Annotated in this window: 34 protein-coding genes; 20 read left to right on the top strand and 14 right to left on the bottom strand. The window is 68.1% G+C overall.

Annotated elements, in window-relative coordinates; genetic code table 11:
* Positions 1–28 precede the first annotated feature (28 nt).
* The 4 genes from C556_RS20665 to C556_RS0115435 are packed head-to-tail and all read left to right on the top strand — an operon-like array spanning position 29 to position 2,459.
* Positions 29–706 (top strand): YggS family pyridoxal phosphate-dependent enzyme, encoded by a 678-nt coding sequence (locus tag C556_RS20665; protein WP_018749158.1) that lies wholly within the window; start codon positions 29–31, stop codon positions 704–706.
* A 28-nt stretch (positions 707–734) separates the two neighbouring features.
* Positions 735–1,553 carry a pyrroline-5-carboxylate reductase gene (proC, locus tag C556_RS0115445; RefSeq protein WP_018749157.1) on the top strand — a complete coding sequence of 273 codons (819 nt, stop codon included), beginning with the start codon at positions 735–737 and terminating at the stop codon, positions 1,551–1,553.
* Between the two features lie 10 nt (positions 1,554–1,563).
* Positions 1,564–2,154 (top strand): YggT family protein, encoded by a 591-nt coding sequence (locus C556_RS0115440; protein WP_018749156.1) that lies wholly within the window; start codon positions 1,564–1,566, stop codon positions 2,152–2,154.
* Positions 2,154–2,459 (top strand): DUF167 domain-containing protein, encoded by a 306-nt coding sequence (locus C556_RS0115435; protein WP_018749155.1) that lies wholly within the window; start codon positions 2,154–2,156, stop codon positions 2,457–2,459. Before C556_RS0115440 ends, C556_RS0115435 begins: the two co-directional genes overlap by 1 nt.
* A 7-nt stretch (positions 2,460–2,466) precedes the next feature.
* Here the strand turns inward: C556_RS0115435 and C556_RS20660 are convergent, their stop codons facing one another.
* Entirely contained in the window at positions 2,467–2,877 is a 411-nt protein-coding gene (locus C556_RS20660; protein ID WP_018749154.1) for an FxsA family protein, read from the bottom strand.
* Here C556_RS20660 and cutA point away from each other — a divergent pair.
* Genes cutA through C556_RS0115410 form a run of 4 tightly spaced genes read left to right on the top strand, consistent with a single transcriptional unit; the run spans position 2,876 to position 6,153 of the window.
* The gene (cutA, locus tag C556_RS0115425; RefSeq protein ID WP_018749153.1) at positions 2,876–3,199 is read left to right on the top strand and encodes a divalent-cation tolerance protein CutA; all 324 of its coding nucleotides are present in this window, start codon (positions 2,876–2,878) and stop codon (positions 3,197–3,199) included. The two genes, C556_RS20660 and cutA, sit on opposite strands and share 2 nt — an antisense overlap.
* Before the next feature lie 37 nt (positions 3,200–3,236).
* Positions 3,237–4,790: a protein-disulfide reductase DsbD gene (gene dsbD, locus C556_RS0115420; protein ID WP_018749152.1), complete on the top strand. Its 1,554-nt coding sequence runs from the start codon at positions 3,237–3,239 to the stop codon at positions 4,788–4,790.
* Positions 4,787–5,296 (top strand): TlpA family protein disulfide reductase, encoded by a 510-nt coding sequence (locus tag C556_RS20655; protein ID WP_018749151.1) that lies wholly within the window; start codon positions 4,787–4,789, stop codon positions 5,294–5,296. Before dsbD ends, C556_RS20655 begins: the two co-directional genes overlap by 4 nt.
* Positions 5,293–6,153: an ATP-binding protein gene (locus C556_RS0115410; RefSeq protein WP_018749150.1), complete on the top strand. Its 861-nt coding sequence runs from the start codon at positions 5,293–5,295 to the stop codon at positions 6,151–6,153. Before C556_RS20655 ends, C556_RS0115410 begins: the two co-directional genes overlap by 4 nt.
* Before the next feature lie 84 nt (positions 6,154–6,237).
* Here the strand turns inward: C556_RS0115410 and C556_RS0115405 are convergent, their stop codons facing one another.
* Positions 6,238–6,699 carry a hypothetical protein gene (locus C556_RS0115405; RefSeq protein WP_018749149.1) on the bottom strand — a complete coding sequence of 154 codons (462 nt, stop codon included), beginning with the start codon at positions 6,697–6,699 and terminating at the stop codon, positions 6,238–6,240.
* Between the two features lie 166 nt (positions 6,700–6,865).
* On the opposite strand from C556_RS0115405, the gene C556_RS0115400 reads away from it, so the two are divergent.
* The 5 genes from C556_RS0115400 to C556_RS0115380 all read left to right on the top strand — a co-directional run bounded on the left by C556_RS0115400 (position 6,866) and on the right by C556_RS0115380 (position 10,389).
* A complete protein-coding gene (locus C556_RS0115400; protein WP_026263135.1) occupies positions 6,866–7,825 on the top strand; it encodes a Nudix family hydrolase in 960 nt (319 codons plus the stop codon).
* Positions 7,822–8,262: a hypothetical protein gene (locus C556_RS0115395; protein ID WP_018749147.1), complete on the top strand. Its 441-nt coding sequence runs from the start codon at positions 7,822–7,824 to the stop codon at positions 8,260–8,262. Before C556_RS0115400 ends, C556_RS0115395 begins: the two co-directional genes overlap by 4 nt.
* Before the next feature lie 34 nt (positions 8,263–8,296).
* On the top strand, positions 8,297–8,791 hold the full coding sequence (locus C556_RS0115390; protein ID WP_018749146.1) for a DUF4124 domain-containing protein: 495 nt from the start codon (positions 8,297–8,299) through the stop codon (positions 8,789–8,791).
* A gap of 73 nt (positions 8,792–8,864) precedes the next feature.
* Complete coding sequence (gene xth, locus C556_RS0115385) at positions 8,865–9,635, top strand: exodeoxyribonuclease III (protein ID WP_018749145.1); 771 nt, start codon at positions 8,865–8,867, stop codon at positions 9,633–9,635.
* Between the two features lie 79 nt (positions 9,636–9,714).
* The gene (locus C556_RS0115380) at positions 9,715–10,389 is read left to right on the top strand and encodes a Crp/Fnr family transcriptional regulator (protein WP_018749144.1); all 675 of its coding nucleotides are present in this window, start codon (positions 9,715–9,717) and stop codon (positions 10,387–10,389) included.
* Positions 10,390–10,418: 29 nt separating this feature from the next.
* Here the strand turns inward: C556_RS0115380 and C556_RS0115375 are convergent, their stop codons facing one another.
* Together C556_RS0115375 and C556_RS20650 are read right to left on the bottom strand one after the other, a co-directional pair.
* Complete coding sequence (locus C556_RS0115375; protein ID WP_018749143.1) at positions 10,419–10,631, bottom strand: hypothetical protein; 213 nt, start codon at positions 10,629–10,631, stop codon at positions 10,419–10,421.
* Positions 10,628–11,251 carry a lytic transglycosylase domain-containing protein gene (locus tag C556_RS20650; RefSeq protein ID WP_040431256.1) on the bottom strand — a complete coding sequence of 208 codons (624 nt, stop codon included), beginning with the start codon at positions 11,249–11,251 and terminating at the stop codon, positions 10,628–10,630. The genes C556_RS0115375 and C556_RS20650 overlap by 4 nt, the downstream gene beginning before the upstream one ends.
* A gap of 51 nt (positions 11,252–11,302) precedes the next feature.
* Between C556_RS20650 and C556_RS0115365 the strand changes: the two genes are divergently transcribed.
* On the top strand, positions 11,303–11,749 hold the full coding sequence (locus C556_RS0115365; protein WP_018749141.1) for a hypothetical protein: 447 nt from the start codon (positions 11,303–11,305) through the stop codon (positions 11,747–11,749).
* Between the two features lie 66 nt (positions 11,750–11,815).
* Here the strand turns inward: C556_RS0115365 and C556_RS0115360 are convergent, their stop codons facing one another.
* The 3 genes from C556_RS0115360 to C556_RS0115350 form a co-directional block, all read right to left on the bottom strand.
* Positions 11,816–13,531, bottom strand: coding sequence for a proline--tRNA ligase (locus C556_RS0115360; protein ID WP_018749140.1), 1,716 nt, complete (start codon positions 13,529–13,531; stop codon positions 11,816–11,818).
* A gap of 108 nt (positions 13,532–13,639) precedes the next feature.
* Positions 13,640–14,338, bottom strand: a complete 699-nt coding sequence (locus C556_RS20645; protein ID WP_018749139.1) for an N-acetylmuramoyl-L-alanine amidase — start codon at positions 14,336–14,338, stop codon at positions 13,640–13,642.
* A complete protein-coding gene (locus C556_RS0115350) occupies positions 14,313–14,711 on the bottom strand; it encodes a hypothetical protein (protein ID WP_018749138.1) in 399 nt (132 codons plus the stop codon). The genes C556_RS20645 and C556_RS0115350 overlap by 26 nt, the downstream gene beginning before the upstream one ends.
* A gap of 212 nt (positions 14,712–14,923) precedes the next feature.
* Between C556_RS0115350 and C556_RS0115345 the strand changes: the two genes are divergently transcribed.
* From C556_RS0115345 to gpmA, 6 genes are all read left to right on the top strand, one after another.
* Positions 14,924–15,994 (top strand): imelysin family protein, encoded by a 1,071-nt coding sequence (locus tag C556_RS0115345; RefSeq protein WP_018749137.1) that lies wholly within the window; start codon positions 14,924–14,926, stop codon positions 15,992–15,994.
* A gap of 219 nt (positions 15,995–16,213) precedes the next feature.
* Entirely contained in the window at positions 16,214–17,179 is a 966-nt protein-coding gene (locus C556_RS0115340) for a PhnD/SsuA/transferrin family substrate-binding protein (protein ID WP_018749136.1), read from the top strand.
* Positions 17,180–17,398: 219 nt separating this feature from the next.
* Positions 17,399–18,730 (top strand): sodium-dependent transporter, encoded by a 1,332-nt coding sequence (locus C556_RS0115335; protein ID WP_018749135.1) that lies wholly within the window; start codon positions 17,399–17,401, stop codon positions 18,728–18,730.
* Between the two features lie 159 nt (positions 18,731–18,889).
* Positions 18,890–19,579, top strand: a complete 690-nt coding sequence (tsaA, locus tag C556_RS0115330) for a tRNA (N6-threonylcarbamoyladenosine(37)-N6)-methyltransferase TrmO (protein ID WP_018749134.1) — start codon at positions 18,890–18,892, stop codon at positions 19,577–19,579.
* Positions 19,576–20,496, top strand: a complete 921-nt coding sequence (locus C556_RS0115325; RefSeq protein WP_018749133.1) for a patatin-like phospholipase family protein — start codon at positions 19,576–19,578, stop codon at positions 20,494–20,496. Before tsaA ends, C556_RS0115325 begins: the two co-directional genes overlap by 4 nt.
* A gap of 47 nt (positions 20,497–20,543) precedes the next feature.
* Positions 20,544–21,236, top strand: coding sequence for a 2,3-diphosphoglycerate-dependent phosphoglycerate mutase (gene gpmA, locus C556_RS0115320; RefSeq protein ID WP_018749132.1), 693 nt, complete (start codon positions 20,544–20,546; stop codon positions 21,234–21,236).
* Between the two features lie 179 nt (positions 21,237–21,415).
* Here the strand turns inward: gpmA and C556_RS0115315 are convergent, their stop codons facing one another.
* The 7 genes from C556_RS0115315 to C556_RS0115285 all read right to left on the bottom strand — a co-directional run bounded on the left by C556_RS0115315 (position 21,416) and on the right by C556_RS0115285 (position 26,118).
* Entirely contained in the window at positions 21,416–22,159 is a 744-nt protein-coding gene (locus tag C556_RS0115315) for a pyridoxine 5'-phosphate synthase (RefSeq protein WP_018749131.1), read from the bottom strand.
* A gap of 91 nt (positions 22,160–22,250) precedes the next feature.
* The gene (adk, locus tag C556_RS0115310) at positions 22,251–22,907 is read right to left on the bottom strand and encodes an adenylate kinase (RefSeq protein WP_018749130.1); all 657 of its coding nucleotides are present in this window, start codon (positions 22,905–22,907) and stop codon (positions 22,251–22,253) included.
* A 4-nt stretch (positions 22,908–22,911) separates the two neighbouring features.
* Positions 22,912–23,694 (bottom strand): 3-deoxy-manno-octulosonate cytidylyltransferase, encoded by a 783-nt coding sequence (kdsB, locus tag C556_RS0115305; RefSeq protein WP_018749129.1) that lies wholly within the window; start codon positions 23,692–23,694, stop codon positions 22,912–22,914.
* A gap of 112 nt (positions 23,695–23,806) precedes the next feature.
* A complete protein-coding gene (locus C556_RS20640) occupies positions 23,807–23,992 on the bottom strand; it encodes a Trm112 family protein (protein ID WP_040431253.1) in 186 nt (61 codons plus the stop codon).
* The gene (gene lpxK / locus C556_RS0115295) at positions 23,973–24,998 is read right to left on the bottom strand and encodes a tetraacyldisaccharide 4'-kinase (RefSeq protein WP_018749127.1); all 1,026 of its coding nucleotides are present in this window, start codon (positions 24,996–24,998) and stop codon (positions 23,973–23,975) included. Before lpxK ends, C556_RS20640 begins: the two co-directional genes overlap by 20 nt.
* Before the next feature lie 78 nt (positions 24,999–25,076).
* On the bottom strand, positions 25,077–25,496 hold the full coding sequence (locus tag C556_RS0115290) for an ExbD/TolR family protein (protein ID WP_018749126.1): 420 nt from the start codon (positions 25,494–25,496) through the stop codon (positions 25,077–25,079).
* Positions 25,497–25,509: 13 nt separating this feature from the next.
* Complete coding sequence (locus C556_RS0115285; protein WP_018749125.1) at positions 25,510–26,118, bottom strand: MotA/TolQ/ExbB proton channel family protein; 609 nt, start codon at positions 26,116–26,118, stop codon at positions 25,510–25,512.
* Positions 26,119–26,449: the final 331 nt, after the last annotated feature.

The following is a 26,449-nucleotide window of genomic DNA, read 5'->3' as shown; positions in this document are numbered from 1 at the left end:
TACAGCGTGGCAAGGCGTGCTGACGCGTATGGCGCAGGCCGCACAAGCCGCCGGGCGGCCGGCGGAAAGCGTCGGCTTGCTGGCGGTCGGCAAGACCTTCCCGGCGGAACCGATCCGTGAGCTCTATGGTCACGGTCAGCGGGCCTTCGGCGAAAACTATGTGCAGGAACTGACGACCAAGGCACAGCAACTGGCCGACCTGGGCGATCTGGAGTGGCATTTCATCGGGCCACTGCAGAGCAACAAGACCCGCCAGGTTGCTCAAATTGCGGCCTGGGTGCATACCCTCGACCGCCTCAGGATCGCCGAGCGCCTGGCGGCGCAGCGCCCCGATACGCTGCCGCCATTGAACGTCTGCATCCAGGTGAATGTGTCGGGCGAGGCGAGCAAGTCGGGGGTGACGCCGGAAGAGGCGCCGGCGCTGGCGCATGCCGTGGCGGCCCTGCCACGGTTGCGGCTGCGCGGGCTGATGTGCATTCCCGAGCCGACGGGCGACGACGAACGGCTGCGTGCGCAATTCGCAACACTCGCCACGCTGCAACGGCGTTTGCAGGATCAAGGACTCGCCCTCGACACCTTGTCGATGGGCATGTCGGCCGACCTGGATCTGGCGATCCGGGAAGGCGCTACCATCGTGCGGGTCGGCACCGCGCTGTTCGGCAGCAGGACGCCGGGCGCGGTGCAGCCGGCGCCGCAATCCCCCTAACCACGGACCAGGATCAAGGAACTCCAGGATGAGCAAGATCACCTTCATCGGCGGCGGCAACATGGCCAGCGCCATCATCGGCGGTTTGATCAGCCGCGGCACTCCGGCCGGCGACGTCCACGTGGTCGATCCGGATGCCGCCAAGCTCGCCGAGCTGGCCACGCGCTATGGCGTGCACGGCGGCAGCCCCGATGAAGCCTTGCCCGCCAGCGACGTGCTGGTGCTGGCCGTCAAGCCGCAGCAGCTCAAGGCGGTGGCCCGGCAACTGGCGCCGGCGCTGGGCGATGCGCTGGTGATCTCCATCGCCGCCGGCATCCGCGCCGACAGCCTGTCGCGCTGGCTGGGCGGCCATGCCCGCGTGGTGCGGGTGATGCCCAACACCCCGGCGCTGGTGCAGGCCGGCTTGTCCGGCGCCTATGCCGGCGACGCGGTCGGCGAGGACGACCGCGCACTGGCGACGCGCGTGCTCGGCGCGGTGGGCGAAGTGGTGTGGGTCGACGACGAAGCCGAGATCGACGGCATCACCGCCATTTCCGGCAGCGGCCCGGCCTACGTGTTCTATTTCATGGAAGCGCTGCAGGCGGCCGCCCGTGCCCAGGGCTTCAATCCCGACACCGCGCGCAAGCTGGCGTATCACACCTTCTCCGGCGCGGTGAAACTCGCGCTCGACAGCGAGGACGACGCCGGCACCCTGCGTGCCAAGGTCACCAGCAAGGGCGGCACCACCGAACGCGCGATCAACGCATTCGAGACCAGCCAGCTCCGCGCCACCATCATCGCCGCCGCCGCCGCCGCCGCCGCCCGTTCCCGCGAACTGGGCGAAGAGCTGGGCCGCGACGCGGACTGAGGAGCGCACCATGGTCGACGCCCTGCACTTCCTGCTGCGCAGCATTGGCGGCTTTCTGATCCTGCTGTTCCTCGCGCGCTTCTACCTCCAGGCGTTCAAGGCTTCGTTCCGCCATCCGTTGGGCCAGTTCGTACTGGCGCTGACCAACTGGGCGGTGCTGCCGGCGCGGCGCATCCTGCCGCCGTTCCGCGGCTACGACACCGCCAGCTTCGTGCTGGCGGGCTTCACCGCCTTCCTGATGCACGCGCTGATGCTGGCGCTGACGCCGTGGAGCTTCGTCTTCACCGCCCCCGCCTCGCTGCTGGCGCTGCTGGTGGTGTCGGTGCTGGAGCTGTTCAAGATGTCGCTGTACCTGCTCACCGCCGCCGTGATCGGCCAAGCGCTGATGTCGTGGTTCTCGCCCTACAACCCGCTGATGCCGCTGCTCAACACGCTGACCGGACCGTTCCTGCGGCCGCTGCGGCGCATCATCCCGCCGGTGGGCAGCGTCGACATCACCCCGCTGATCCTGCTGCTGGTGATCCAGCTGTTCCTCAACGTGCTGATTCCCAAGCTGGAAAGCGCCATCCTCGCCTACGTGTCGATGGTGGGACCGGCCTGATGGCCGACGGCTGGTATCGCCGCGATGGCGACGCCTGGCTGCTGCAATTGCACGTGCAGCCCGGCGCGAAGAAGACCGAGGTGACCGGCCTGTACGACGGCGCGCTCAAGTTGCGTTTGGCGGCCCCGCCGGTGGACGGCAAGGCCAACGCGGCGCTGCTCGACTTCCTGGCCCAGGCGTTCGCGGTGCCGCGCCGCCAGGTGGAATTGAAAAGCGGCGCTTCGTCGCGCCGCAAGGTGATCCGCATCGTCGGCAGCCCCCAGGCGCCCGAACAGGCCGTGGGATTGGCCGCCGACGCGGCCTAGAGCGGCCTCAGCGGCGCTCGTCCTCGTGGCGCAACGCGCCACCGTGATCGATACGGCGATACTCGCCGTCGATCACGTCCTTGGGCAGGTCGGGGCTGGCCGGGCGGGTGCCCCACGGCAGCAGCAGGCACAGCGCCACCGCGTCGCCGATCAGGCCCGGCAGCAGTAGCAGCAGCGCCGCCACGTAGTAGCGCGCCACCCAGAACAGGCTGCCCATGGTCAGGCGCCCGCTGCGCAGGTCGGATACCAGCGACCACGCCACCGCGATGCGGTGATGGCGCAACATCAGCCCGCCGGCGACGGCGGTGAGGACGATCCAGGCCAGCAACCAGCCGGTGCCGATGGCCTTGGCGACCAGGATCATGACGACGATTTCCGCTGCCGGATAAGCCAGCAGCGCGAGCAAGAGGTAAGGCATGGACGATTCCCAAGAAGTACTGGCGGTGCTGTGCAACTGCCCGGACGCCGATTGCGCCGGCGAACTGGCGGTGGGGCTGGTGGAGGAAGGTCTGGCGGCGTGCGTGAACCAGTTGGCGCCGGTGCAGTCAGTCTACCGCTGGCAGGGAAGAACCGAAATCGCCACGGAAGTTCCACTGCTGGCCAAGACCACCCGCGCGCGTTATCCGGCATTGCAGGCATGGCTGGCGGCGCGGCATCCTTACGACGTGCCGGAGATCATCGCGCTGCCGGTCACGGCCGGACTGCCCACCTACCTCAGCTGGGTCGCCGCCGGCGAATGAACGTCCGACTCACCACCGCAACACAGGCCCGACTCCCTTGATCCGCCGTCTCGTCCTCGCCCTGCTGACCCTGGCTCTCGCCACGCTGGCATTCGCCGAAACCGAAGCCGACCTGCTGCCTCCCGACCAGGCATTCCGCGCCAGCCTGACCCAACCTTCCGCCACCACGCTGGAACTGCGTTTCGACGTGGCCCCGGGCTACTACCTCTACCGGGACCGGATCAGCGTCACCGCCGAACCGGCCCATGCCTTGCAGGTGAGGCTGCCCGACGGCGATATCAAGGACGACCCCAGCTTCGGTCGCGTGGCCGTTTTTCACAGCGACGTGGCGATGACGCTGCAAGCGGCCACACCGTTGCCCGCCGACGTCAGGCTCAAGGTGAAGTTCCAGGGCTGTGCCGACGCCGGCATCTGCTATCCGCCACAGACTGCATTGCTGGCGCCGGGCGAATCATCGGGCCAGAGCGACGGCGTCGGCGCGCTGTTCGGCAAGCGCGGTAACGACCGCGCCACGCAGGCCGACGACGACAGCGGCTTTTTTCGTGGCGGACTCTGGCTGACGCTCGCCCTCTTCTATGCCGCTGGCATAGGTCTGGCGCTTACCGCCTGCATGTATCCGCTGCTGCCCATCGTCTCCAGCATCGTGGTCGGCAACGGCAGCAACCATGGTTCGCGCGGCAGGGGCTTGCTGCTGACCGCCATCTACGTGCAGGGCATGGCGCTCACCTACACCCTGGCCGGCATGGCCGCGGCCGCCACCGGCACGCTGCTGACGGTGGCACTGCAACAACCGTGGGTGATCGCGGCCACCGCGCTGCTGTTCGTGGTGATGGCGTTCGCGATGTTCGGCGCCTTCCAGTTCCAGTTCCCCAGCCGGGTGCAGACCGTGTTCAACCAGTTGGCGCACCGCCTGCCCGGCGGGCGCGGCGGCTCGGTGTTCGCGATGGGCGCGCTGTCGGCGTTGATCGTCGGCCCGTGCGTGGCGCCGCCGCTGGTGGCCGCGCTGGCCTACCTGGGCCGCACCGGCGACACCTGGCTGGGCGGCGCATCGCTGTACGCGCTGGCGCTGGGTATCGGCACGCCGCTGATGCTGGTGGGCGCGTTCGGCGCCGCCATGCTGCCGCGCCTGTCGCAGCGGGTGATGCGCGCGGTGAAGATGCTGTTCGGCGTGGTGCTGCTCGGCACCGCGATATGGATGGCGCGCCCGCTGTGGCTGCACTACCTGCCGCAGCCCGACATCCCCGCCTTCCGCACCGTCGCCGATGCGGCCGGGCTGGACGCCGCCCTGCGCGAGGCGCGCGGCAGGCCGGTGATGCTGGACATGTACGCCGACTGGTGCACCAGCTGCATCGAATTCGAGCGCCAGACGCTGACCGACGCCGGCGTGCGCCGCCGGCTGCAACCCTACGTGCTGCTGCGCGCGGACCTGACGCGCAACAGCGATGCCGACGCCGCCCTGCTGCGTCGCTTCGGCCTGTATGGCCCGCCCGCGCTGCTGTTCTACGACCGCGACGGCAGGCTGCTGCCGCGCCGGGTGGTCGGCTTCCAGAACGCCGCCGCCTTTTCCGCCACACTGGATGCCCTGCCATGACCTTGTCGCCCCGCCTGCTCGCCGCCGCCCTGACCACCCTGCTGGCCTTGTCCAGCGCGCAGGCCGCGGAATCGCCGCTGTACAAGACCCGGCTCGACACGGTGGACGGCAAAGCGGCCACACTGGCAACATGGCGTGGCACCCCGCTGGTGGTCAATTTCTGGGCCACCTGGTGCTCGCCCTGTCGCGAGGAAATTCCCGAATTCGTCGCCCTCCAAAAGAAATACGCCGGCCGTATCCAGTTCGTCGGCATCGCCATCGATGATGCCGAGGCGGTACGCGCCTTCATCAAGCAATACCGGGTGAACTACCCCAGTCTGATCGGCGAGGGGAACGCCATGAAGGCCATGCAGGCCGAGGGCAATACCGTGGGCGGACTGCCCTTCACTGCGCTCTACGATGCGCAGGGCAACAAGGTGGCTGTCCATCTGGGCCGGCTGCCGGGCGCCAAGCTCGAAAGCATGCTCCAGCCCCTGTTGCAGAACCCGACCAAGAAAAAGCCATGATCCCCAACGAACGATTGCTTGCCTTTCTCGACCGCGTCGAAACCCTGCTCGACCGCGCCGATCCCCTCCTCCCCGCCGCCGCCAGCGAAACCGAGTGGTCGGCGCAGGCCTTCCGCTGGCGCGTGCGCAACGGCCGCAGCCAGCTCGAGGCCGTGCGCCATCCGCATACCATCCAGCTGGACCAGCTGGTGAACGTCTCGCTGCAACGCGAGCGGCTGGTCGCCAACACCCGCCAGTTCGTCGAAGGCCGGCTGGCCAACAACGTACTGCTCACCGGCGCGCGCGGCTGCGGCAAAAGCTCGCTGGTCAAGGCGGTGTGGAACGAATTCCGCCACCAGGGCCTGCGCCTGATCGAAGTGGAAAAAACCCATCTGCACGACCTGGCCGACATCGTCGAGCAGGTCGGCGCGCGCCCCGAGCGCTTCATCGTGTTCTGCGACGACCTGTCGTTCGAGGAAGGCGACCACGGCTACCAGGCGCTCAAGACCGCGCTGGACGGCTCCATCGCCGCCACCAGCGCCAATGTGCTGATCTACGCCACCTCCAACCGTCGCCACCTGGTGCCGGAGTACTTCAGCGAAAACGCGCAGACGCGCCATCAGGACGGCGAGATCCATTTCGCCGAGGCGATCGAGGAGAAGGTGGCGTTGTCCGAGCGCTTCGGCCTGTGGCTGTCGTTCTACGGCTTTTCGCAGGACGAGTACCTGGCGGCGGTGCGCAACTGGCTGGCCGAGTTCGGCGTGACGGCATGGGACGACGCGTCGGAACGCGCCGCGTTGCAATGGGCGCAAGGCCGGGGCGCGCGCAGCGGACGCATCGCCTGGCAATTCGCCCGGGACTGGGCCGGCAGTCGCTGACCGTCCCCGCGTCGCGGCCCGGCACTGCCCGGGCCCGGCGCGATCCTGGAGCAGACCTGGGAACCGGCGCGCCCGCGTCGGGTCTCAGGCCCCAGGCTTCAGATGGGCTTCCGTGGTGCTCCGGGCCTGCGGCTCGCGCCGACGTTGCAGCACCGCCGGCGGCAGGCCGTTCGGCCGCGCCAGCGACAGCAGTTCGTGCAAGGTGGTGTCGGTCAGCACCCGCGGCGGCGCATTGATCAGCCAGGTGACCAGCAGTTCGTTGGGCATCTCCTCGACCGAATTCAGGCGATCCGGCAGGAAGAAGGTGGGATGCCCGGCACCCAGCAGCCCTTCGGCCAGCTCGCCCAGTCCACGGGCCGGCGCGGCTCGCAAAAGGTAGTTGCGGGCGTCCTGTACAATCACGGCCGTCACCGCCAGCCCGTGGATCGCACGGGTGGATACGGCAAGGATGCAGCACAAGGTCTGCGGTTCCGTGGCCAGGGTGATGATCTGCCGCCGCAGACGGTCTTCCTGGATCGACTGGAGCTCAACGATCAAACGCTTCATGAGCGATTTCCTCAGAGCCTGTTCAAAGTCTTTTCATGCACCGCCACTGCCCAGAACGGTGTGGTGAAAAGACTTTGAACAGGCTCTTACATCGAACATCAATCAGAATTCAATCATTGAATGATATTCCGCCAGCAATATCAAACCAAAGGTTTCCAGTAACCATATGTCTGATCGAAAAATCGTCGAGGTGGCCGCCGGCATCCTCATCGACCGCGACGGCCGTTTCCTGCTCGGCAGCCGCCCTGTCGGCAAGGCCTATGCCGGCTACTGGGAGTTTCCCGGCGGCAAGCTGGAGGCAGGCGAAACCGCCCACCAGGCGCTGGTGCGCGAGCTGATCGAGGAACTGGGGGTGACGGTGACCGCCGCCACGCCGTGGGTCGTGCAAACCTTTACTTATCCCCACGCCACGGTGCGCCTGCATTTCTTCCGCATCACCGCATGGCAAGGCGAGCCGCATCCGCACGAAGGCCAGCGCTTCGCCTGGCAACGGGTGGGCGCGCTGGACGTGTCGCCGATCCTGCCCGCCAATGGTCCCATCCTGCGTGGCCTGGCCCTGCCCGACACCCTGGCGATCTCCGCCGCCGGCACCCTCGGGGTCGAACCATGGCTGGCCCGGCTGGATACGGCGTTGGCCGACGGGCTGTCGCTGTTGATCCTGCGCGAACCGCAACTGGACCCGGAGCGCTACGGCGCGCTGGCGACCGCAGTGATCGCCCGTGCACGCCCGCGCGGCTGCCGCGTACTACTGCACGGCGCCCTCGCCGACAAGGCGCAGCTGGTCGCGGCCACCCGCGCCGACGGCCTGCACCTGCCGGCGCGGGAAGCGGCCGGCCTGAGCACCCGTCCGCACGGCTTCGACTGGCTGGGCGTCTCCACGCACCATCAAGCCGAACTGGCGCAGGCCCAGCGCATCGGTGCCGACTACGCCCTGCTCGGCCACGTGGCCCCCACCGCGTCGCATCCCGGCGAGGCGCCGCTGGGCTGGGACGGCTTCGCCACCACGGTCGCCCACGGCTGGCCGCTGCCCATCTATGCGCTGGGCGGCCTGAGCGGGCGTGATCTGTCGCAGGCGCAAGCCTGTGGCGGGCACGGTGTGGCCATGCTGTCGGCGGCCTGGTCATGAAGCCGACCCTGGCTTCGATCGGCCGGGTGGTGGCCTTGCTGGCCGTCGCCGGATTCGCCGCGCAATACCTGGGCTGGATCGACCTGTCGCCGCGCCGCGACACCGAGCCGCCGGCCAAGGTGGATTGCCCGGCGCTGGAACGTGGCTGCGATTTCGAATCGGGCCAGCAACGCTACCGCGTTTCCAGCGACCAGAAGCTGACGGCCAACCGGGTGTTTTTGCTGACGCTGCGGGGCCCGGCCAGCGACGTGGCGGCCGAATGGCGGATGCAGGGCATGGACATGGGACCGAATCGCCGGCCGATGCAACCGTCGGGCGACTCGCGCTGGCAATTGCAGACCGCGCTGCCGTTCTGTTCCGCGGCGCGTCACGACTGGCAACTGGTGCTGACCATCGACCGCCGCCAGGTCGTGGTCGAGACCCGCTCGATGGGCTGACGTGAACCGCGCAATCGGCAATAATCCCCGAATCATGGCCCGACGACTTCTCTTCCTGCTTACCACGACTGCAATTCTGGCCGCCGCACCCGCGCTGGCGGCCAAGGTCTATCAATGGCGCGACGCCGACGGCAACGTGTTCTACAGCGATCGCCCGCCCCCCGGCAACGTGGCGCACGAACGCACCATCAAGCCCAACGTCATCGAATCCGGCGCCGCGGCCAAGCCGCAGCCGGCGGCCAGGGCCGCGGGCAAGGCGGTGGTCTACGTGTTCCCGCAATGCGCGCCGTGCGACGAGGCACGCGCCTTCCTCGACGCCAACAAGGTGCCCTACGAAGTGGTTTCCAGCGACCAGGGCGGCCCGCGCATCGACAGCATGGTCGAGCGTGCCGGCGCCGAGAACCTGGCACCGCCGGTGCTGGAGCTGAACGGCCAGTTCCTCAAGGGCTGGCAACGCGACACCTGGACCAACGCGCTCAAGCTGGCCGGCTTCCCGATGGAGGCCGCGACGCCCGCCGCGCCCCGCTGAGCCGGCCCATCGATCCACCAGGCGCGCCGGATCGGCGCGCTTTTTCACATCACCATCCGCCACGGGGTTTCCGATGCAATTCGCCACCTGGAACGTCAACAGCCTCAAGGTCCGCCTGCCGCAGGTGCTGGACTGGCTGGCCGCGCACCCCGAGATGACCGCGCTGGCCATCCAGGAAACCAAGCTGGAAGACCACAACTTCCCACGCGAGGCGTTCGAGGAGGCCGGCTATCACGTGGTGTTCGCCGGACAGAAGACCTACAACGGCGTGGCCATCGTCGCCCGCGCGCCGCTGGACGACGTTACCGTCAACATTCCCGGCTATGTCGACGCGCAGAAGCGCGTGATCGCCGCCACCGTGAACGGGGTGCGCTTCGTCTGCGCCTACATGCCCAATGGGCAGGCGCTCGATTCCGACAAATACCCGTACAAGCTGTCGTGGCTGAAGGCGCTGACCACCTGGCTGACCGAAGAACTGATCGCGCATCCGCGACTGATCCTGGCCGGCGACTACAACATCGCGCCCGAAGACCGCGATGTGCACGATCCGAAGAAATGGGAAGGCCAGGTGCTGGTGTCGCCGGCCGAGCGCACGGCGTTCGCCGACCTGCTGTCGCTGGGTTTCATCGACGCCTTCCGCGCCTTCGAGCAGGCCGAGAAGTCGTTCACCTGGTGGGATTACCGCCTGTACGGCTTCAAGCGCAACGCCGGTCTGCGCATCGATCACCTGCTGGTTTCGCCGGCGCTGGCGCCCGCGCTGACGTCGTGCACCATCGACCTGGAACCGCGCCGCAACGAACGCCCTTCGGACCACACGCCGATCTGGGCGGCGTTCGACGCATGACAGCCCAGCCATACGCCAACCGCGGCAACGCGCGTAGAATCCGCTCGCGCCCGCCGATCATCCACGCCGAGGAATCCTCATGAACAAGGCCCGCCTGCTGTCCGGCAGCACTCTGTTTTGCGAACTGAGCGAGCAGGAGCTCGAAGAGTTGGCCCAGCATGCCGAACTACGCGAGGTCCGCGCCAAGCAGACCGTGGTGCAGCAGGGCACCGCCGGCGAGGAGATGTATGCGGTGTTGCACGGCCGGCTCAAGGTCTCGCGCAATACCGAGGACGGGCGCGAAGCCACGCTGTGCATCCTGGAGGCCGGCGAGGTGTTCGGCGAGATCGCCATGCTCGACGGCGGGATGCGCAGCGCCAGCGTCGAGGCGCTGGAGGCGTGCGAGTTGCTGGTGCTGCGCCGCGACGCGGTGATGGGCTACCTGGAATCGCACCCCAAGGTGATGCGCCAGCTGATCGCCGCGCTATGCGAACGCCTGCGCGCCGCCGACAACCTGTTGCAGGACATGCTGTTCCTCAACCTGCCCGAGCGCCTGGGCAAGATGCTGCGCCAGCTGGGCGAGGCACACGGCACCACCGAGGCCGACGGCAGCATCCTGATCGACCTGAAGCTGACTCAGCAGGAACTGGCCAACCTGGTCGGCGCCAGCCGCGAATCGGTGAACAAGCAGTTGAATGCCTGGGTGGAACAGGACTGGGTGGCGCTGGAGCACGGCTACATCCGACTGCTGAAGGTGGATAGCCTGCCGGGCTGAGCATTACCGGTCCGGGCGCCTGCCGTCGTTTAGAAATCGACCCAGAACGGCAGCCCCGCCAGCAAGGCACCCAGCCCCAGGGTCCAGGCCAGGCCCGACACCAGATAGGGCAGCACCATCAGCCCCAGCCCGCTGAGCAGCGGCATGGCGCGGCGCTGGCGGCGGCCGAACCAGAAATACGCCATCCCCAGCGCGTTGAGCATCAGCCCCAGGAACAGGCTGCCCGGGGTGGGCAGGGTCATCGCTGCGCCACCTGCTGGGTCTGGGTCTTGCTGTCCCAGGCATAGTGGTTCTTCCAGGCGCCGTACACCAGGTTGGGGTACTCGGCGCGCCCCAGGCTGCCGTTGTAGCGCCCCAGCGCGCGGAACAGGTCGCCGTTCTCGATATCCAGGTAGTGACGCAGGATGGTGCAGCCGTAGCGCAGGTTGGTATGGATGTCGAACAGGCTTTGCCCCGGGGCGCCGATCAGGCGCTGCCAGAACGGCATCACCTGCATCAACCCGCGCGCGCCCACCGGGCTCAGCGCATAGCGGTTGAAGCCGCTTTCCACGTGGATCAGCCCCAGCACCAATTGCGGATCGAGCCCGGCGCGGGTGGCCTCGTAGTGCGCCGCCACCAGGATCTTGCGCCGCATGAACTCGTCGGGAATGCGCTTGGCCAGGCGCTCGGACATCTCGGCCAGCCATGCTTCGCCCTCGCGCGGGTCGGCGAACACCAGCCGCGGCTGCGCGCCGTCGGCGATGGAGCGCTGCATGGTGGATTGCACGGAGCTGGACAAAGCTTCCTCCCGCTGCGCCCCGGCCTGGACACCCAGGGCCGTGCAGGCCAGCAAAAGCGAGAGGAACAACCGTTGTGCTTTCATACCCCGTACCACGATAATCTCGACTTCTCTTGCAAGAAATCTGTAGTTCTTATGAAAAAAACCCTGTTCGGCCTGTTGCTGGCCTTCTCGACCCTCGTCGCCCATGCCGACGTGCCGCTGGTCGAGCAGGCGCCGATCGAATTCGACCCGGTCACGGTCGAAGCCGTCGCCAAACTCATTCCCGCCGCCATCGCCGGCCGTGGCTGGGTCACCCGCCACACCGGGCCCGGCCACATGGAGGCCAAGCTCGACCGCACCAAGCTGTGGGTGGCGGTGGACATCGCCTACACCGACCACAGCGTGACCATCACCTACGCCGGCAGCGAGAACTTCGACTACCGCGAGGCGATGGCCGGGCAGCCGGCCAAGATCCACAGCAAGTACATCAACTGGACCCGCAACATGGCCGCGGACATCCGCAAGGCCATCCTGACCTACCAGGCGTCCGCCCTGCCGCCGCCCACGCCCGCCGCGACCACCAAGCCGCTCGAGCAGTAATTCCGACGGGGCCGGAGGAAACGGGCGGCGACTGAAACTGGACAACGCCGCCCTTTTCCATCTTGCTCAGCCAGCCAGCACGTCCTGGCAATGACGCACCGCATCGGCCAGCGGCACCTTGCTGACCGCGCCGGTGGCGCGTACTGCATATTCAACTACACCTTCGGCCAAACCCTTGTCGCCGATCGTCAGGCGATGCGGAATCCCGATCAGTTCCATGTCGGCGAACATCGAGCCGGGACGCTCGTTGCGGTCGTCCAGCAGCACGTCGACCCCGGCGGCCTGCAAGGCGGCGTAGAGCTGGTCGGCCGCTTCGCGCACCGCCTCCGAACGGTGGTAGCCCACCGCCACCAGCGCCAGTGCAAACGGCGCCATGGCCTGCGGGAACACGATGCCGCGCTCGTCGAAGTTCTGCTCGATGGCCGCGCCGACGATGCGCGAGACGCCGATGCCGTAGCAGCCCATCTCGAACGGCTTCTGCGTGCCGTCCACATCGGTGAAGGTGGCGCCCATCGCCTCGGAATACTTGGTGCGCAGCTGGAACACATGTCCGACTTCGACACCGCGGCACAGCGACAGCGTGCCCTGGCCGTCCGGGCTGGGATCGCCCTCGACCACGTTGCGCACATCGGCCACCACGTCGGGCTCGGGCAGGTCGCGCCCCCAGTTCACCCCGGCGATGTGGTACTTGGGCTTGTTGGCGCCGCAGACGAAATCGCTCATCGCCGCCACGGTACGGTCGGCGATCACCCGCGTGCCCGCCGGCGCGCCCACCGGGCCGAGGAAGCCGGGCGGGCAGGCGAAGGCGTCGCGGATCTCGGCCTCGGTGGCAAAGCGGAACTCGCCGATGCCGTGCACCTTGCCCAGCTTCACTTCGTTCAGACTGTGGTCGCCGCGCAACAGCACGATCACCAGCTTGCCTTCGGCATCGATCACGGCGATCAGCTTGACGGTGCGTTGCAGCGCGATGCCCAGCAGTTCGGCCACCTGTTCGCAGGTGGTCTGCTTGGGCGTCTCCACATCGCGCATCGCTTCGGCCGGCGCGGCGCGCGGCGCGGTGGGCGCCAGTGCTTCGGCCAGCTCGGTATTGGCCGCATAGTCGGAGGTCGGGCAGTAGGCCAGCAGATCCTCGCCGGCGTCGGCCAGCACGTGGAACTCGTGGCTGCCCGAACCACCGATGGCGCCGGTGTCGGCCGCCACGGCGCGGAATTCCAGGCCCAGGCGCGAGAACACGTTGCTGTAGGCGCGGTACATCTTGTCGTAGCTGACTTGCAGGCCCTCGAAGGTGGCGTCGAACGAGTACGCGTCCTTCATCACGAATTCGCGGGCGCGCATCACGCCGAAGCGCGGACGGATCTCGTCGCGGAACTTCACCTGCACCTGGTAGAAGTTCACCGGCAGTTGCTTGTACGAGCGCAGTTCGAGCCGGGCGATGTCGGTGACCACTTCCTCATGGGTGGGCCCGAAACAGAAATCGCGCTCGTGGCGATCCTTGATCTTCAGCATCTGCGGGCCGAACAGCTCCCAGCGCCCGGTTTCCTGCCACAGCTCGGCCGGCTGGATGGTGGGCATCAGGATCTCCTGCGCGCCGGCACGGTTCATCTCCTCGCGCACCACGGCCTCCACCTTGCGCAGCACGCGCAGGCCCAGCGGCATCCAGGTGTAGAGGCCGGAGCCCAGGCGCTTGATCAGGCCGGCGCGCAGCATCAGCTTGTGCGACACCAGCTCGGCTTCGGCGGGCGCTTCCTTGAGGGTGGAGAGATAAAGTTGGGAGGTACGCATGGCAGTTCGGCAGCCGTGTGAGGGGTCGATGAAAGCGTGGAATCTTATCACCAAACCCCGGCCCCGCCTTGCGCCGGGCGCAACGCACCCCTGCGCCCGGCCTTCGTCCTAATGCGCCGCCAGGCAATCGCCCGCCGCCGCGGCCACCGCCTCGGCCAGGCGCGTGCGCGTCGCCGGCCGGGCCAGCCGCAGCGCGTCGTCGCGGTTGAGGATCACGCCGGCCTCGAACAACACCGCCGGCATGCTGGCGTGGCGCAATACCGCGAAATCGGCCTCGTACACGCCCAGCGCGCGGTCGAACAGCGGCCGCCCCTCGCCGGCGACTTCGGCGGTGTGGTGCAAGGTGCGCTGGAAGCCGCGCGACTGCAACTGCCGCGAGATCGCCTGGGCGCACGCCGCGCTGGCGGCGAACCGGGGGTTCTGGCGCGAGACGAACAGCGAATAGCCGGAGAAGTCGGTGTACCAGCGCTGCACGCCGTCCACCGTCCAGGGCTTGAGGAAGCGCTGCTGGGCCGAATCGTGATGGATCGACAGGAACAGGTCGGCGCGCGCGGCGGCGGCCAGTTCCGGGCGCGGACGCAAGCCGGTCTCCTCGCCGTCGGCCCCGATCAGCAGCACCAGGTGGCCGGCGCCGCGCAGCCGGCGCGCCACTTCCTGTGCCAGCGCGCGGTTGTAGAAGAACTCCGGCTCGCCGTAGGCGCTGGTGGCGCCGGGCGCGCCCAGCGAATGCCCCACGTCCACCGCGATGGTCGCGGCGTGCAGGGGCAGCGCCAGCAGCAGGCTAACGCTCGCCGCCGGCAGGCGCATCGGCTGCGCGCTCCGTGTCGGCCGCGGCCTCGGCTTCGACCTGCGCCGCCTTGGCTTTTTCCAGCTCGACGCGCTTGGCGCCGATCTTGGGGCGCAGCACGTTCATCATCACCACGTCGCGCAGCCACATCAGCAGGAACAGCCACACCAGCAGCACCGACGCGTACGGCAGGGTGTTGTTGCGCAGGCCCGGCGCCAGGGATTCGATCAGCGGATTCAGGCCGAACTGGACGGTGCCGATCACGATCAGCAGCAGCACCAGGGTGGAGACGGCGCGCTCCTTGATGAAGGTGCCGCGCAGCAGCACGCGCTGCTCCCAGCGGGACAAGCCTTGCAGTTCGGGGACGTCGTCGGAACGGAAGTAAAAAGTCATGGTCTGGTCTCGTTGACTGGCGGGCGGGAGTTTCTTTTGCGGGGACGTAAAAAGCAAGGGGCTCGGCGGCGACCATCGGCGCACTGTGGCCGACCGTTCGTCTGTCACGCATCCGAGGGATGCTCTAACATTGCCCGACTCGCGCCATGAGAGCGCCTGGCGGCCGTTCCGGTTCCGGAGCGGGCCGCCACCACAAGGAGGAAGGAAAGACCATGACCCGTTCCCTGCCGGCGGCACTCGCCCTGCTGCTTTGCGCCACCTTGGCGCACGCCAACGACAATCCCCCCGCTCCGACCCAGCCGGCGCCCGCCGCGGCACCGGCCGCCCCGCGCCTGATGCAGCCGCAACTGGCGATCAGCCTGGTGGAAACCGTCTACCTGCCGGCCCAGGTGTCGTTGCTGGAGCACACCGGACGCCTGACCGGACGCTTGTCCGCGCTGTGCGAGGCCCCCGATCCGGCCAAGCTGGCCGCCGCGCGCGAGGCGTGGATCGCCGCCGATCAGGCATGGCGCCGCATCGACGCGGTGCGCATGGGCCCGGCCCGCGCCGACGCGCTGGTGGCCCAGTTCGACCCGTGGCCGCTGGATCTGAAGGCCGTCGCCAAATCGGTTCGCGACACGCCGGCCGACCCGACCTCGATGCCGGCGCTGGGCGCGTCGCGCGAACTCAAGCAGGGCCTGCCGGCGCTGGAGTACATCCTGTTCGGCGACGCTGCGCCGCAACAGGCGCCGCTGGCCGCCAAGCGGATCGACAACGTCTGCCGCTACGGCCTGTGGGTGTCGGCCGGCCTGGCGCGCCGCGCGCAGGAACTGGTCTACGAATGGCAGGGCATGCGCCGTGGCCTGAACTACGACCCGTCGTATCCCCGCCCCTTCCTGTCCGAATCGCTGACCCGCGTGGTGGCCGGCCTGCGCGAGCTGGCGGGCTGGAAGCTGGCGCAGCAGAGCGCCACGCCGCAGCGCAGCGACTTCCCCGACTGGCGCGCCGGCGTGAGCAAGCGCAGCCTGGAATCCGGCCTGGACACCATCGAGCGCGTGCTGCTGGGCGCGGGCGGCGGCGCCGGTTTCGACGATTACCTGAGCACGCGCGGCAAGGATGCGGTGGTCGATGACCTCAAGCTGCGGCTGGCCAACGCGCGCATCGCCGTCAGCGGCCTGCCCGACGACCTGAGCAGCGCCGACGGCGAGCGCCGTTATGCGCAAAAGCGCCTGAACGAGTTGGCCGATTTCATCAGCGGCCCGCTGGTGGAGGCGCTGGGCATTCCGCTGGCCACGGCCGAATGACCGATCCGGGGCCGCCACGGCGGCCCCGGGGCGAATCGACCTTCAAGGACAAAGGTCGGGATGCAGCGCAAGGCGTGCCGAGTGCCGCGGGGTCATCCCCGCCAGCGAGGCGCAACGCAGCCATGCGCCCGACCTTCGTCCTTCCAACACGGGAGTTTTCATCCCGTTGTCACATAGCCGGCCTAAGCTGCCGGCTTTTTCGTGCCTCCCGCTTTCGCCATGTCGCGTCTCGCTCTTGCCATTCCGCTGCTGCTGCTCGCCCTGTCGGCCCACGCCGAGATCGTGATCGGCCTGGTCGCCAACCGTGGCGTCGAGGAAACCCGACTGGACTGGCAGCCGATCGCCGACGATCTGGGCCAGCTGCTGAACCAGCCGGCGCGCGTGGTCGCCGTCAAGAACGAGGCCGAGCTGCTGGCCAGCTTCCAGCGCGGCGAGATCGACGTGCTGCGCGGCAGCAGCAAGGTGGCGCTGTCGGCGGTGGAAGGCGGCAAGGGCGAAATCTTCGCCCGGCTGGCGCTCACCGGCCGCCAGACCCAGTACCGTTCGCTGCTGCTGGTGCGCCGCGATGGCCCGGCCTCGCTCGACACCCTGCTGGCGCACCGCCAGCAGTACCGCTACGCCAGCGGCAACCCCGATTCCACCGCCGGCTACCTGATCCCGCAGTACCACGCCTTCGTGCGCAACAACGTGTTGCCAGAGCGCTTCTTCCGCTCGGTGACGGTGGGCAATGCCGAAGACAACTTCCGCGCGCTGGTCGAGCGCCGGGTCGACGTGGCGGTCAGCAATACCGACGACCTGCCCAAGCTGGCGGAGAAGTACCCGCGCGACTACCAGCAACTGCGCGTGCTGTGGCAGTCGCCGCCGTTCTCCTACGATCCGCTGGTGATCCGCCGCGAACTGCCCGCGGCCACCCGCAGCCGCATCGCCTCGTTTTTCCTCGACTACGGCCGCAACGGCCCCGACGCCACCCGCGCCAAGGAAAAGCTGTACTGGGCCGACCAGCTCGACGGCTTCCTGCCCGCGACCAACCGGCAATTGCGCGAAGTGACCGATCTGCAGCTCTACGACGCGCTGTTCCGCCTGGCGCTGATGCCCGAGCTGGACACCAGCCAGCGCCAGTCGCGCGAGAAGCTGCTGTACCGCCGCTACGACCAATTGACCGCGCTGCTGGGCGGCGCACGCTGATCCCCGCCGGCGGACGCCGGCCTCTCCTCCTCCTCCTCCTTGGATCGCTGACCAGAGCATCCTTGTTTGCACAGGCCCGATCGCGGGCCTGTTTTTTTTTTGGCTTTGGGCCGCGTCAAGATCGGTGCGCGCAGGCCGCTGGGGGTTTCTCCAATTGGCAGGGATGGGCGATAACGGACAATCGGTCGATTCGATATTTTTCACACAGGGCAGGTTCTCATGGCGGAAGACAGCGCACGCGCCAACTGGGGCTCCAGGCTCGGCTTCATCCTGGCTGCGGCCGGTTCGGCGGTCGGGCTCGGGGCGATCTGGAAGTTCCCCTACGTGGCGGGCAAGAACGGCGGCGGCGCCTTCCTGATCGCCTACCTGGTCTGCGTGTTCACCCTGGGCATCGCCCTGCTGCTGGCCGAGATGGTGATCGGCCGCAGCGCCAACCGCTCGGCCACCACCGCCTACCGCGACCTCAAGGGCGGCCTGTGGCCGTGGGCCGGACGGCTGTCGGTGCTGTGCGTGTTCATCATCCTCAGCTACTACTGCGTGGTCGGCGGCTGGACGGTGGCCTACATCTGGCGCTCGATCACCGGCGAGGCCATCACCAGCGAGACCGCCGCGCTGGCCACCGCCTTCGAGAACTTCATCGCCAGTCCCACCCAGGCGCTGAGCTACACCGCCGTGTTCCTCGGCATCACCGTGGCGGTGGTGTTCGCCGGGGTGCAGCAGGGCATCGAGCGCATGAGCAAGGTGCTGATGCCGGCGCTGTTCTTCCTGATGCTGCTGCTGATCGGCCGCGCGCTGACGCTGCCGGGCGCCATCGACGGCGTGCGCTACTTCGTCACGCCGGATTGGTCCAAGGTGACCAGCGCCATGCTGGTCGATGCGCTGGGGCTGGCGTTCTTCTCGCTGTCGATCGGCGGCGGCATCATCATCGCCTACGGCTCGTATGTGTCGCGCGAAACCAAGCTGGTCGGCGCCACGCTGTGGGTGTCCACGCTGGCGACGCTGGCCTGCGTGCTGGCCGGGCTGATGGTGCTGCCGGCGGTGTTCGCCTTCCATGTCGACCCCGCCGCCGGGCCGGGCCTCACCTTCATCACCATGCCGGCGATCTTCGCCCAGATGCCGGCCGGCCAGTGGTTCGCGGTGGCGTTCTTCGTGTTGCTGCTGTTCGCCGCGCTGACGTCGTCGATCTCGATCCTGGAGCCCATCGTGTCGTTCCTGATCGACGAATTCCGCATGAAGCGCCATCCGGCGACGCTGCTCACCGCCGTGGCGAGCTTCGTGGTCGGCATTCCCGCCGCGCTGTCGTTCGGCCCGATGGCGCACGTCACACTGTTCGGCAAGAGCCCGTTCGACCTGATGGACTACGTGGCGTCCAACATCATGATGCCGGCCGGCGGCCTGCTGGCCGCGCTGTTCGTCGGCTGGGCGATCTGGCCGCGCGTGCGCGGCGAACTGGCCGCCGAAGGCGCCAGTTCCATCCTGCCGGCGTTCCGCTTCATCTGCGCCATCGTCGCGCCGATCCTGATCGGGGTGATCTGGTATCACAATTTGTGAGGTGTAAGGGGAGAGGTGTGAGGGGTAACGGCAAAAGCCACTGCAACAGCGAGTGGTGGTAGCGTTTGCGCTCACACCTCACACCTCACACCTCACTCCTCACTCCTCACTCCTCACACTCCTATTCCAAACCCCGCCCGGCCACGGCACAATCGGCCGGTGTCCTACCGTCTCGATCCCCTCGGCCATCTCGCCACCCCGTTCCCCGACAAATTCGGCATTCCGCGCCAGCCCCGGTTGGCGCCGCATGCGCGGGGGGTGTTGCGGTTGCTGCCGCCCTACGACCGCCCGGAGGCGGTGCGCGGGCTGGAGGCGTTCTCGCATGTGTGGCTGAGCTTCGTGTTCCACCAGAGCGCCGACACCTGGCACCCCACGGTGCGACCGCCGCGCCTGGGCGGCAATACGCGGGTCGGCGTGTTCGCCAGCCGCAGTCCGTTCCGGCCGAACGGCCTGGGACTGTCGCTGGTGGAACTGCTGGCGGTCGATACCCGCGACGGCGTGGTGCTCACTTTCGGCGGGGTCGATCTGGTGGATGGCACGCCCATCGTCGATATCAAGCCCTACGTACCCTTCGCCGAAAGCGTGCCCGAGGCGCGCGGCGGCTTCATCGACGGCACGCCGGCCACACTGGCGGTGTCGTTCGCGCCCGAGGCGGCGGCACGGCTGGCCGCGCTGGCCGGCGAGCATCCCGCGCTGCAAGCGCTGATCGAGGAAGTGCTGGCGCAGGACCCGCGCCCGGCCTACGCCGACGATCCGGCGCGCGTGTACGGCGTGCGGCTGCATACCTTCGACATCAAGTGGCGCTGCGACGGCACCCGCGCCCACGTGCTTTCCCTGGATGACGCATGAATCTTCCGTTCCCCCGCCTCGCCTCGATCTGCGCCGCCCTGCTGCTGGCGGCCTGCACCACGCCCAGCGAAGTGCAGCCGGTGCAGCCCACCCCGACGCCCGCGCCGCCCAAGGCGCTGCCGCAGGTGCGCGTCGGGCTGGCGCTCGGCGGCGGCGCCGCCAAGGGCTTTGCCCACATCGGCGTAATCAAGATGTTGGAAGCCAACGGCATCAAGCCGGACTACGTGGCCGGCACCAGCGCCGGCAGCGTGGTCGGCGCGTTGTACGCCAGCGGCATGGATGCCTTCGCCTTGCAGGAGGAATCGTTCGGCCTGGACGAGGCGAAGATCCGCGACGTGAGCCTGCTGTCCGGCGGGCTGGTGCGCGGCCAGAAGTTGCAGGATTACGTGAACCAGCTGGTGAAGAAGCGCCCGCTGGAAAAGCTGGGCAAGCCGTTCGCCGCCGTCACCACAGAACTGGAGACCGGCAGGCGCACCGTGTTCACCCGCGGCAACACCGGCATGGCGGTGCGCGCGTCGTCCAGCATCCCCGGCGTGTTCGAGCCGGTGCTGATCAACAACAAGCGCTACGTGGACGGCGGCGTGGTCAGCCCGGTGCCGGTCGATGCCGCGCGCCAGCTCGGCGCCGATTTCGTCATCGCGGTGGATATCTCGTCCAAGGCCAACGGCACCGCGCCCAGCAACATGCTGGGCATCGTCAACCAGGCGATCATGATCATGGGCCAGAAGCTGGGCGAGCAGGAGCTGACGCGCGCCGACGTGGTGATCCGTCCGCGCGTGGGCCGCATCGGCCCCACCGATTTCGACCAGCGCAACATCGCCATTCTGGAAGGCGAGAAGGCCGCGCTGGCCATGCTGCCGCTGATCCGGCAGAAGATCGCCGACAAGCAGCGCGCGCTGGCCGCCGCCGGCAAGTGAAGCCCGGCGATGTCCTACGCTGTAACGTCCACTTCTAGGAGCCTGCCATGTACCAGCTCGTGCTGATCCGCCACGGCCAATCGGCCTGGAATCTCGAAAACCGCTTCACCGGCTGGGTGGACGTGGACCTGACCGAACAGGGCATCGAAGAAGCCAGACGCGCCGGCCAGTTGCTGCGCGACGCGGGCTTCCATTTCGACATCGCCTACACCTCGGTGCTCAAGCGCGCGATCCGCACGCTGTGGCTGGCGCTGGACGAGATGGACGAGATGTGGATTCCGGTGGTCAATTCGTGGCGGCTGAACGAGCGCCACTATGGCGCGCTGGCCGGCCTGGACAAGGCCGAGACCGCCGCCCGACACGGCGCCGACCAGGTGCTGCTGTGGCGCCGCAGCTACGACGTGCGCCCGCCCGCGATGGCGCCGGACGATCCGCGCGCCTCGTTCGACGATCCGCGCTACGCCAGCGTGCCGCGCGCCGAGATCCCGCTGACCGAATGCCTGGAAGACACCGTGGCGCGGGCGCTGCCGTTCTGGCACAGCGACATCGCCCCGGCGATCAAGGCCGGCAAGCGGGTGGTGATCTCGGCCCACAACAACTCGCTGCGCGCGCTGGTCAAATACCTGGACGACGTCTCCAACGACGCCATCGTCAAGTTCGAGCTTCCCAATGGCCTGCCGCTGATCTACGAGCTGGACGAACACCTCAAGCCGATCCGGCACTACTACCTGGGTCAATAGGCTGGGAAACAACTTCCGTAGACACAGAGGGCACGGAGAACACAGAGGTCACAGAGAAACCAAGGAAACAGAAGATCGCCGCGCATGCAGCGGCTCGGACCTCGACTTCGTTGGTTTTCTCCGTGCTCTCTGTGTTCTCCGTGCCCTCTGTGTCTACAGATTTTGACTCTGGCGAAGCCCTACTCCCCGCCCACCGCCTTCATGATCTCGACATAGCGCCGGATGGTGGCGGCGAAGCCCTGTTGCAGGGCCTCGACCGTCAGCGCGTGGCCGATCGACACTTCGTCGATGCCGGGTATCCGCAGGAAATTCCCCAGGTTGTCCAGGTTGAGGTCGTGCCCGGCGTTCAGGCCCAGGCCGAGGTCGCGCGCGGCGCGGGCGGCGACGGCGAAGCGCTCCCACTCGGCCATCCACCGGCCCTCGGCGTAGGCGTGGGCATAACTCTCGGTGTACAGCTCGACCCGGTCGGCGCCAGTGGCGGGCGCGGCGGCGATCTGCGCCGGATCCGGATCGACGAACAGGCTGACGCGGATGTCGGCGGTCTTGAGCCGCGCCACGATGGCTTGCAGGCGCTCGCCGTGGCGCACGATGTCCCAGCCATGGTCGGACGTCAGCTGCCCCGGCTCGTCCGGCACCAGCGTGCACTGGGTGGGGCAGGCGGCCAGCACCACGTCCAGGAAGCGCTCGTCCGGATAGCCCTCGATATTGAGTTCCTTGCCGGGGTGCGCCTGCACCACCGCCTTGAGCGCCGCAACGTCGTCGTAGCGCGCGTGGCGCTGGTCCGGGCGCGGGTGGATGGTGACGCCATGCGCGCCGTTCGCCAGCGCCAGCTCGGCGAAGTGGGTGACGCTGGGATAGTCGCGGCCGCGCGAATTGCGGATCAGCGCGATCTTGTTCAGGTTGACGGACAACAATGTGGGCATGGCGTGCACCGGGGGGAATCTGGACCACCGCGCGGGTGGCGAAAACGCCAGTGCCCCGCCTGGCGGGGCACTGGCCGGTTACTGCAAGGGATCAGGCGCCGAGGGCGGCGAACACGTCGTCGCGCACTTTCTCCACCGCCTGGGTGCCGTTCACCTTCACGTAGCGCGGCGCCTTGGCCTGGCCCGAAGCGGCCATGTCGCCGTAGAAGCCGACCAGCACGGCGGTCTGCTCATGGTAGACCTGCAGGCGCTTGAGCACGGTTTCCTCGCGGTCGTCGTCGCGCTGGATCAGTTCTTCGCCGGTCACGTCGTCGCGGCCTTCCACCTTGGGCGGGTTGAACTTGACGTGGTAGGTGCGGCCCGACGCCACGTGCACGCGGCGGCCGGCCATGCGCTCGACGATGGCGGCGTCCGGCACGTCGATCTCGACCACGTAGTCGATGTCCACGCCGGCGGCGACCATGGCTTCGGCCTGCGGAATGGTGCGGGGGAAGCCGTCGAACAGGAAACCGTTGGCGGCGTCGGGCTGGGCGATGCGTTCCTTGACCAGGCCGATGATGATGTCGTCGCGTACCAGGCCGCCCGCGTCCATGATGGCCTTGGCTTCCAGGCCCAGCGGCGTGCCGGCCTTGACCGCGGCGCGCAGCATGTCACCGGTGGAAATCTGCGGAATGCCAAACTTCTCCTTGATGAAGTTGGCCTGCGTGCCCTTCCCTGCGCCCGGTGCGCCCAGCAGTATCAATCGCATCGTGTTATCCCTGGTTCTGGTTGTTGGAAATCGTTTCGAAGAGACGACGCACGCGGGCAAGATCGTCCGGCGTGTCGACGCCGGCGGCCGGTGCGTGCGCTGCAACATGCACTCCAATGGCGTAACCATGCCACAGCACGCGGAGCTGTTCCAGCGCTTCGACCGTCTCCAGCGCGCTGGGCGCCAGCGTGCGATAGGTACGCAAAAAGCCCGCGCGGTAGGCATAGAGCCCGATGTGGCGCAGTGCGCCGCCCTGCGGCAACGCGGGTGCGTGGGCCCCGGCGAAACCGTCGCGATCCCACGGAATCGGCGCGCGGCTGAAGTACAGCGCACGGCCGTCGGCGCCGCACACCACCTTGACCACGTTGGGATTGCGGAAGTCGGCGGCATCGTCGATGGCGTGCGCCGCGGTGGCCATCGGCCACTCGGGATGCGCCGCCAGCACACCGGCCACGGCATCGATCAGAGCCGGATCGATCAGCGGCTCGTCGCCCTGCACATTGACCACCACCGCGTCGTCGGGCAGGCCCAACCGGTCCACCGCCTCGGCCAGCCGATCAGTGCCCGAGGGGTGCTCGGGCGAGGTCAGCATGCTGGCGTAGCCGGCCAGCGTCACCGCATCCTGGATGCGCATGTCGTCGGTGGCGACGCAGACGCGCTCGGCGCCGGACAGCAGCGCGCGCTCGACCACGCGCACCACCATCGGCACGCCGCCGATGTCGGCCAGCGGTTTATCCGGCAGGCGCGTGGATTTCATCCGGGCGGGAACGATCACGGTAAAGCTCATCGGAGGCCTCGTGCGGGGGCGGACGTCGCGCTCCGGACGGAGCGGACCTGGGCGGTGCGCGGTGAATGGAACGGCGCGGCCGGTGGACGGCCGCGCGATGGCGTGGGCCGGATCAGCCGGCCACTTCTTCGTCGGGCCCGAGCACGCGGGCCTCGCTGGCGAGCATCACCGGGATGCCGTCGCGGATCGGGTAGGCCAGCCGTTCGGCCTTGCTGATCAGTTCCTGCTTGGCCTTGTCGTAGACCAGCGGCCCCTTGCACACGGGGCAGACCAGGATTTCAAGCAGTTTTGGGTCCATGACCTTTCTCTCTGGATTCGAGCTGTTGCATCGCCCACGCCGCCAGGTCGGGCGACAGCTCGGCGACGACGGGAAGGACCCAGATTCTAGCACCGGCATCGCCCAGTCCGGGCAGCGCGGCGAGCTTGACGGCGTCTTTCTCGGTGACGACCAGCTCGCCCGGCGGCAGGTCGGCCAGGGTGAACGGGTGGTGATCGGCGAACGGGCGCGGCAGGTGGGCCAGCCCGAGCGCGTCCAGCGTGGCGAAGAAGCGCGCCGGGTTGCCGATGCCACAGACGGCGGTCGGCGGCGCGGCGAAATCGGCGGCATCGCGCTGGCGCGAGGCGTCGTCCAGGCGATGGAAACGTTGCGGCGCCAGACGCATGGCGAAGGCCGGCACGGCGGGTGGCAGCGCCGGATCGCCGGCACCGTTGACCACCACCGCGTCGACCTCGGCCAGCCGCGACGGCGGCTCGCGCAATGGCCCGGCCGGCAGCAGCGCGCCGTTGCCCAGCCCGCGGGCGCCGTCGATCACGCACAGTTCCAGGTCGCGGGCCAGCGCCAGGTGTTGCAGGCCGTCGTCGCACAGGATGAGATCGACTTCGGGATGCGCCGCCAGCAGCGCGCTCCCCGCCTCGGCCCGCTGGCGGCAGACGAACACCGGCACACCGGTGGCGCGCGCCAGCAGCAGCGGCTCGTCGCCGACCAGAGCGGGATCGCTGTCCGGCGTCACCGCGACCGGCTGCCGCGCCGCGCCGCCGTAGCCGCGCGACACGATGCCGGGGCGGCGACCGTGCGCGACCAGCGCCCGCGCCAGCCACGCGGTCAGCGGCGTCTTGCCAGTGCCGCCGACGCTGAGGTTGCCGACCACCAGCACCGGCACCGGCAGGCGGGTGCTCAGCGTCGGGTCGCGCCGGTAGCGCGCGCGCCGCCGCGCCGCCAGCGCGCCGAACAGCCACGACAACGGCCGCAGCAGCAGGGAAAGCGGATGGCGCGGGGTATACCAGAGACGGTCGAGGAAACTCATGGGCGGCAGTATCTCAGGACTCGACAGCAAACAAAAACGGGGCGTCGCCGCCCCGTTTGATGCCCTGACCCGCGCGGATCACTTGATCGGGTTCTGCGTAGCGAAGGTGAGCTTGCCGTAGCCGGCGAGCCGCGCCGCCTCCATCACGTTGACCACCGCCTGATGCGTGGCCTGGGCGTCGGCGTTGATGACGATCATCGGATCCTTGCGATCGCCCGCGACGCGACGCAGCTGCGCGGCGAACGCCACCGGGTCGGTGAAGCTGACCAGCTGGTTGTCCAGGCTGTACTGGCCGTTGGCGGAAATGCCGATGTTGATGCTCTGCGGCTGCTCGACCACCTTGTCGGCGTCGGCGGTCGGCAGGTTGACCTTGAGTTCGGCAAAGCGCGAATACGTGGTGGTGGCCATCAGGAAGATCAGGATCACCAGCAGCACGTCGATCAACGGCACGAAGTTGATCTCCGGCTCCTCGCGGCGACGGTTGCGACGGAAATTCATCGGTCGCCCCTTTCTACTGCCGCTCGCCATGGACGACTTCCACCAGTTTCACCGCCTGTTGCTCCATCTCGACCAGGAAGCCATCCACGCGGCTGCGGAAATAGCGGTAGAACATCAGCGCCGGCACGGCGACGATGATGCCGAAGGCGGTGTTGTACAGCGCCACCGAGATACCGTGCGCCAGCTCGGCCGGGTTGGCCGCGCCGCTCGGCGCCTGCGCGCCGAAGATCTCGATCATGCCGATCACGGTGCCGAACAGGCCCAGCAGCGGCGTGACCGAGGCCAGGGTGCCCAGCGTGGGGATGTAGCGCTCCAGGTCGTGCGCGACCGCGCCGCCCACCTCCTCGATCGATTCCTTCATGATCTCGCGGCTGCTCTTCACGTTCTTCAGGCCGGCGGCGAGCACGCGGCCCAGCGGCGACGACGCGGCCAGACGCGACAGCATGTCCGGCGTGACGCCGTGGGCGCGGTATTCCTTGACTGCGTGGGCCAGCAGTCCTTCGGGCAGCACCAGCGAGCGCCGCAGGCTCAACAGCCGTTCGAAGATGATGGTCACGACGGCCACGGAAGCGACGATGATCAGCCAGATGGGCCAGCCGGCGGCTTCGATGATCGAGAGCATTGCGGGGGATTCCTCGGGTGTGTTCGGATGGAAAAACCGCGTAACTTTAGCCCGATTGCCCCCCGCCGGGAAGGCCGTTCCCCTTGCCGACGCGGCCTTTGGGCCGCCGCCGTGTCAGCCAGTGGTGGATCGATGATGTAGTGTGGCAACAAACATGAATCACGGTGCTCACCACGGAGACGCCAGGGAATCCCAATGCCGCCGCCGCTTGCCGGGCTTACCCACATCCACTGTGGATAACTTTGTGCACAACGCGGCGCCAGCGGGGGCAAATGCACGGAATCATTGGGTTTGTTACGGATTGACGCGAATTTGGGCAATCCAAAGAATT

This window comes from Chitiniphilus shinanonensis DSM 23277 (genome assembly GCF_000374805.1).
Taxonomy (GTDB): domain Bacteria; phylum Pseudomonadota; class Gammaproteobacteria; order Burkholderiales; family Chitinibacteraceae; genus Chitiniphilus; species Chitiniphilus shinanonensis.
This window is presented reverse-complemented; position numbering and strand designations above follow the sequence as displayed.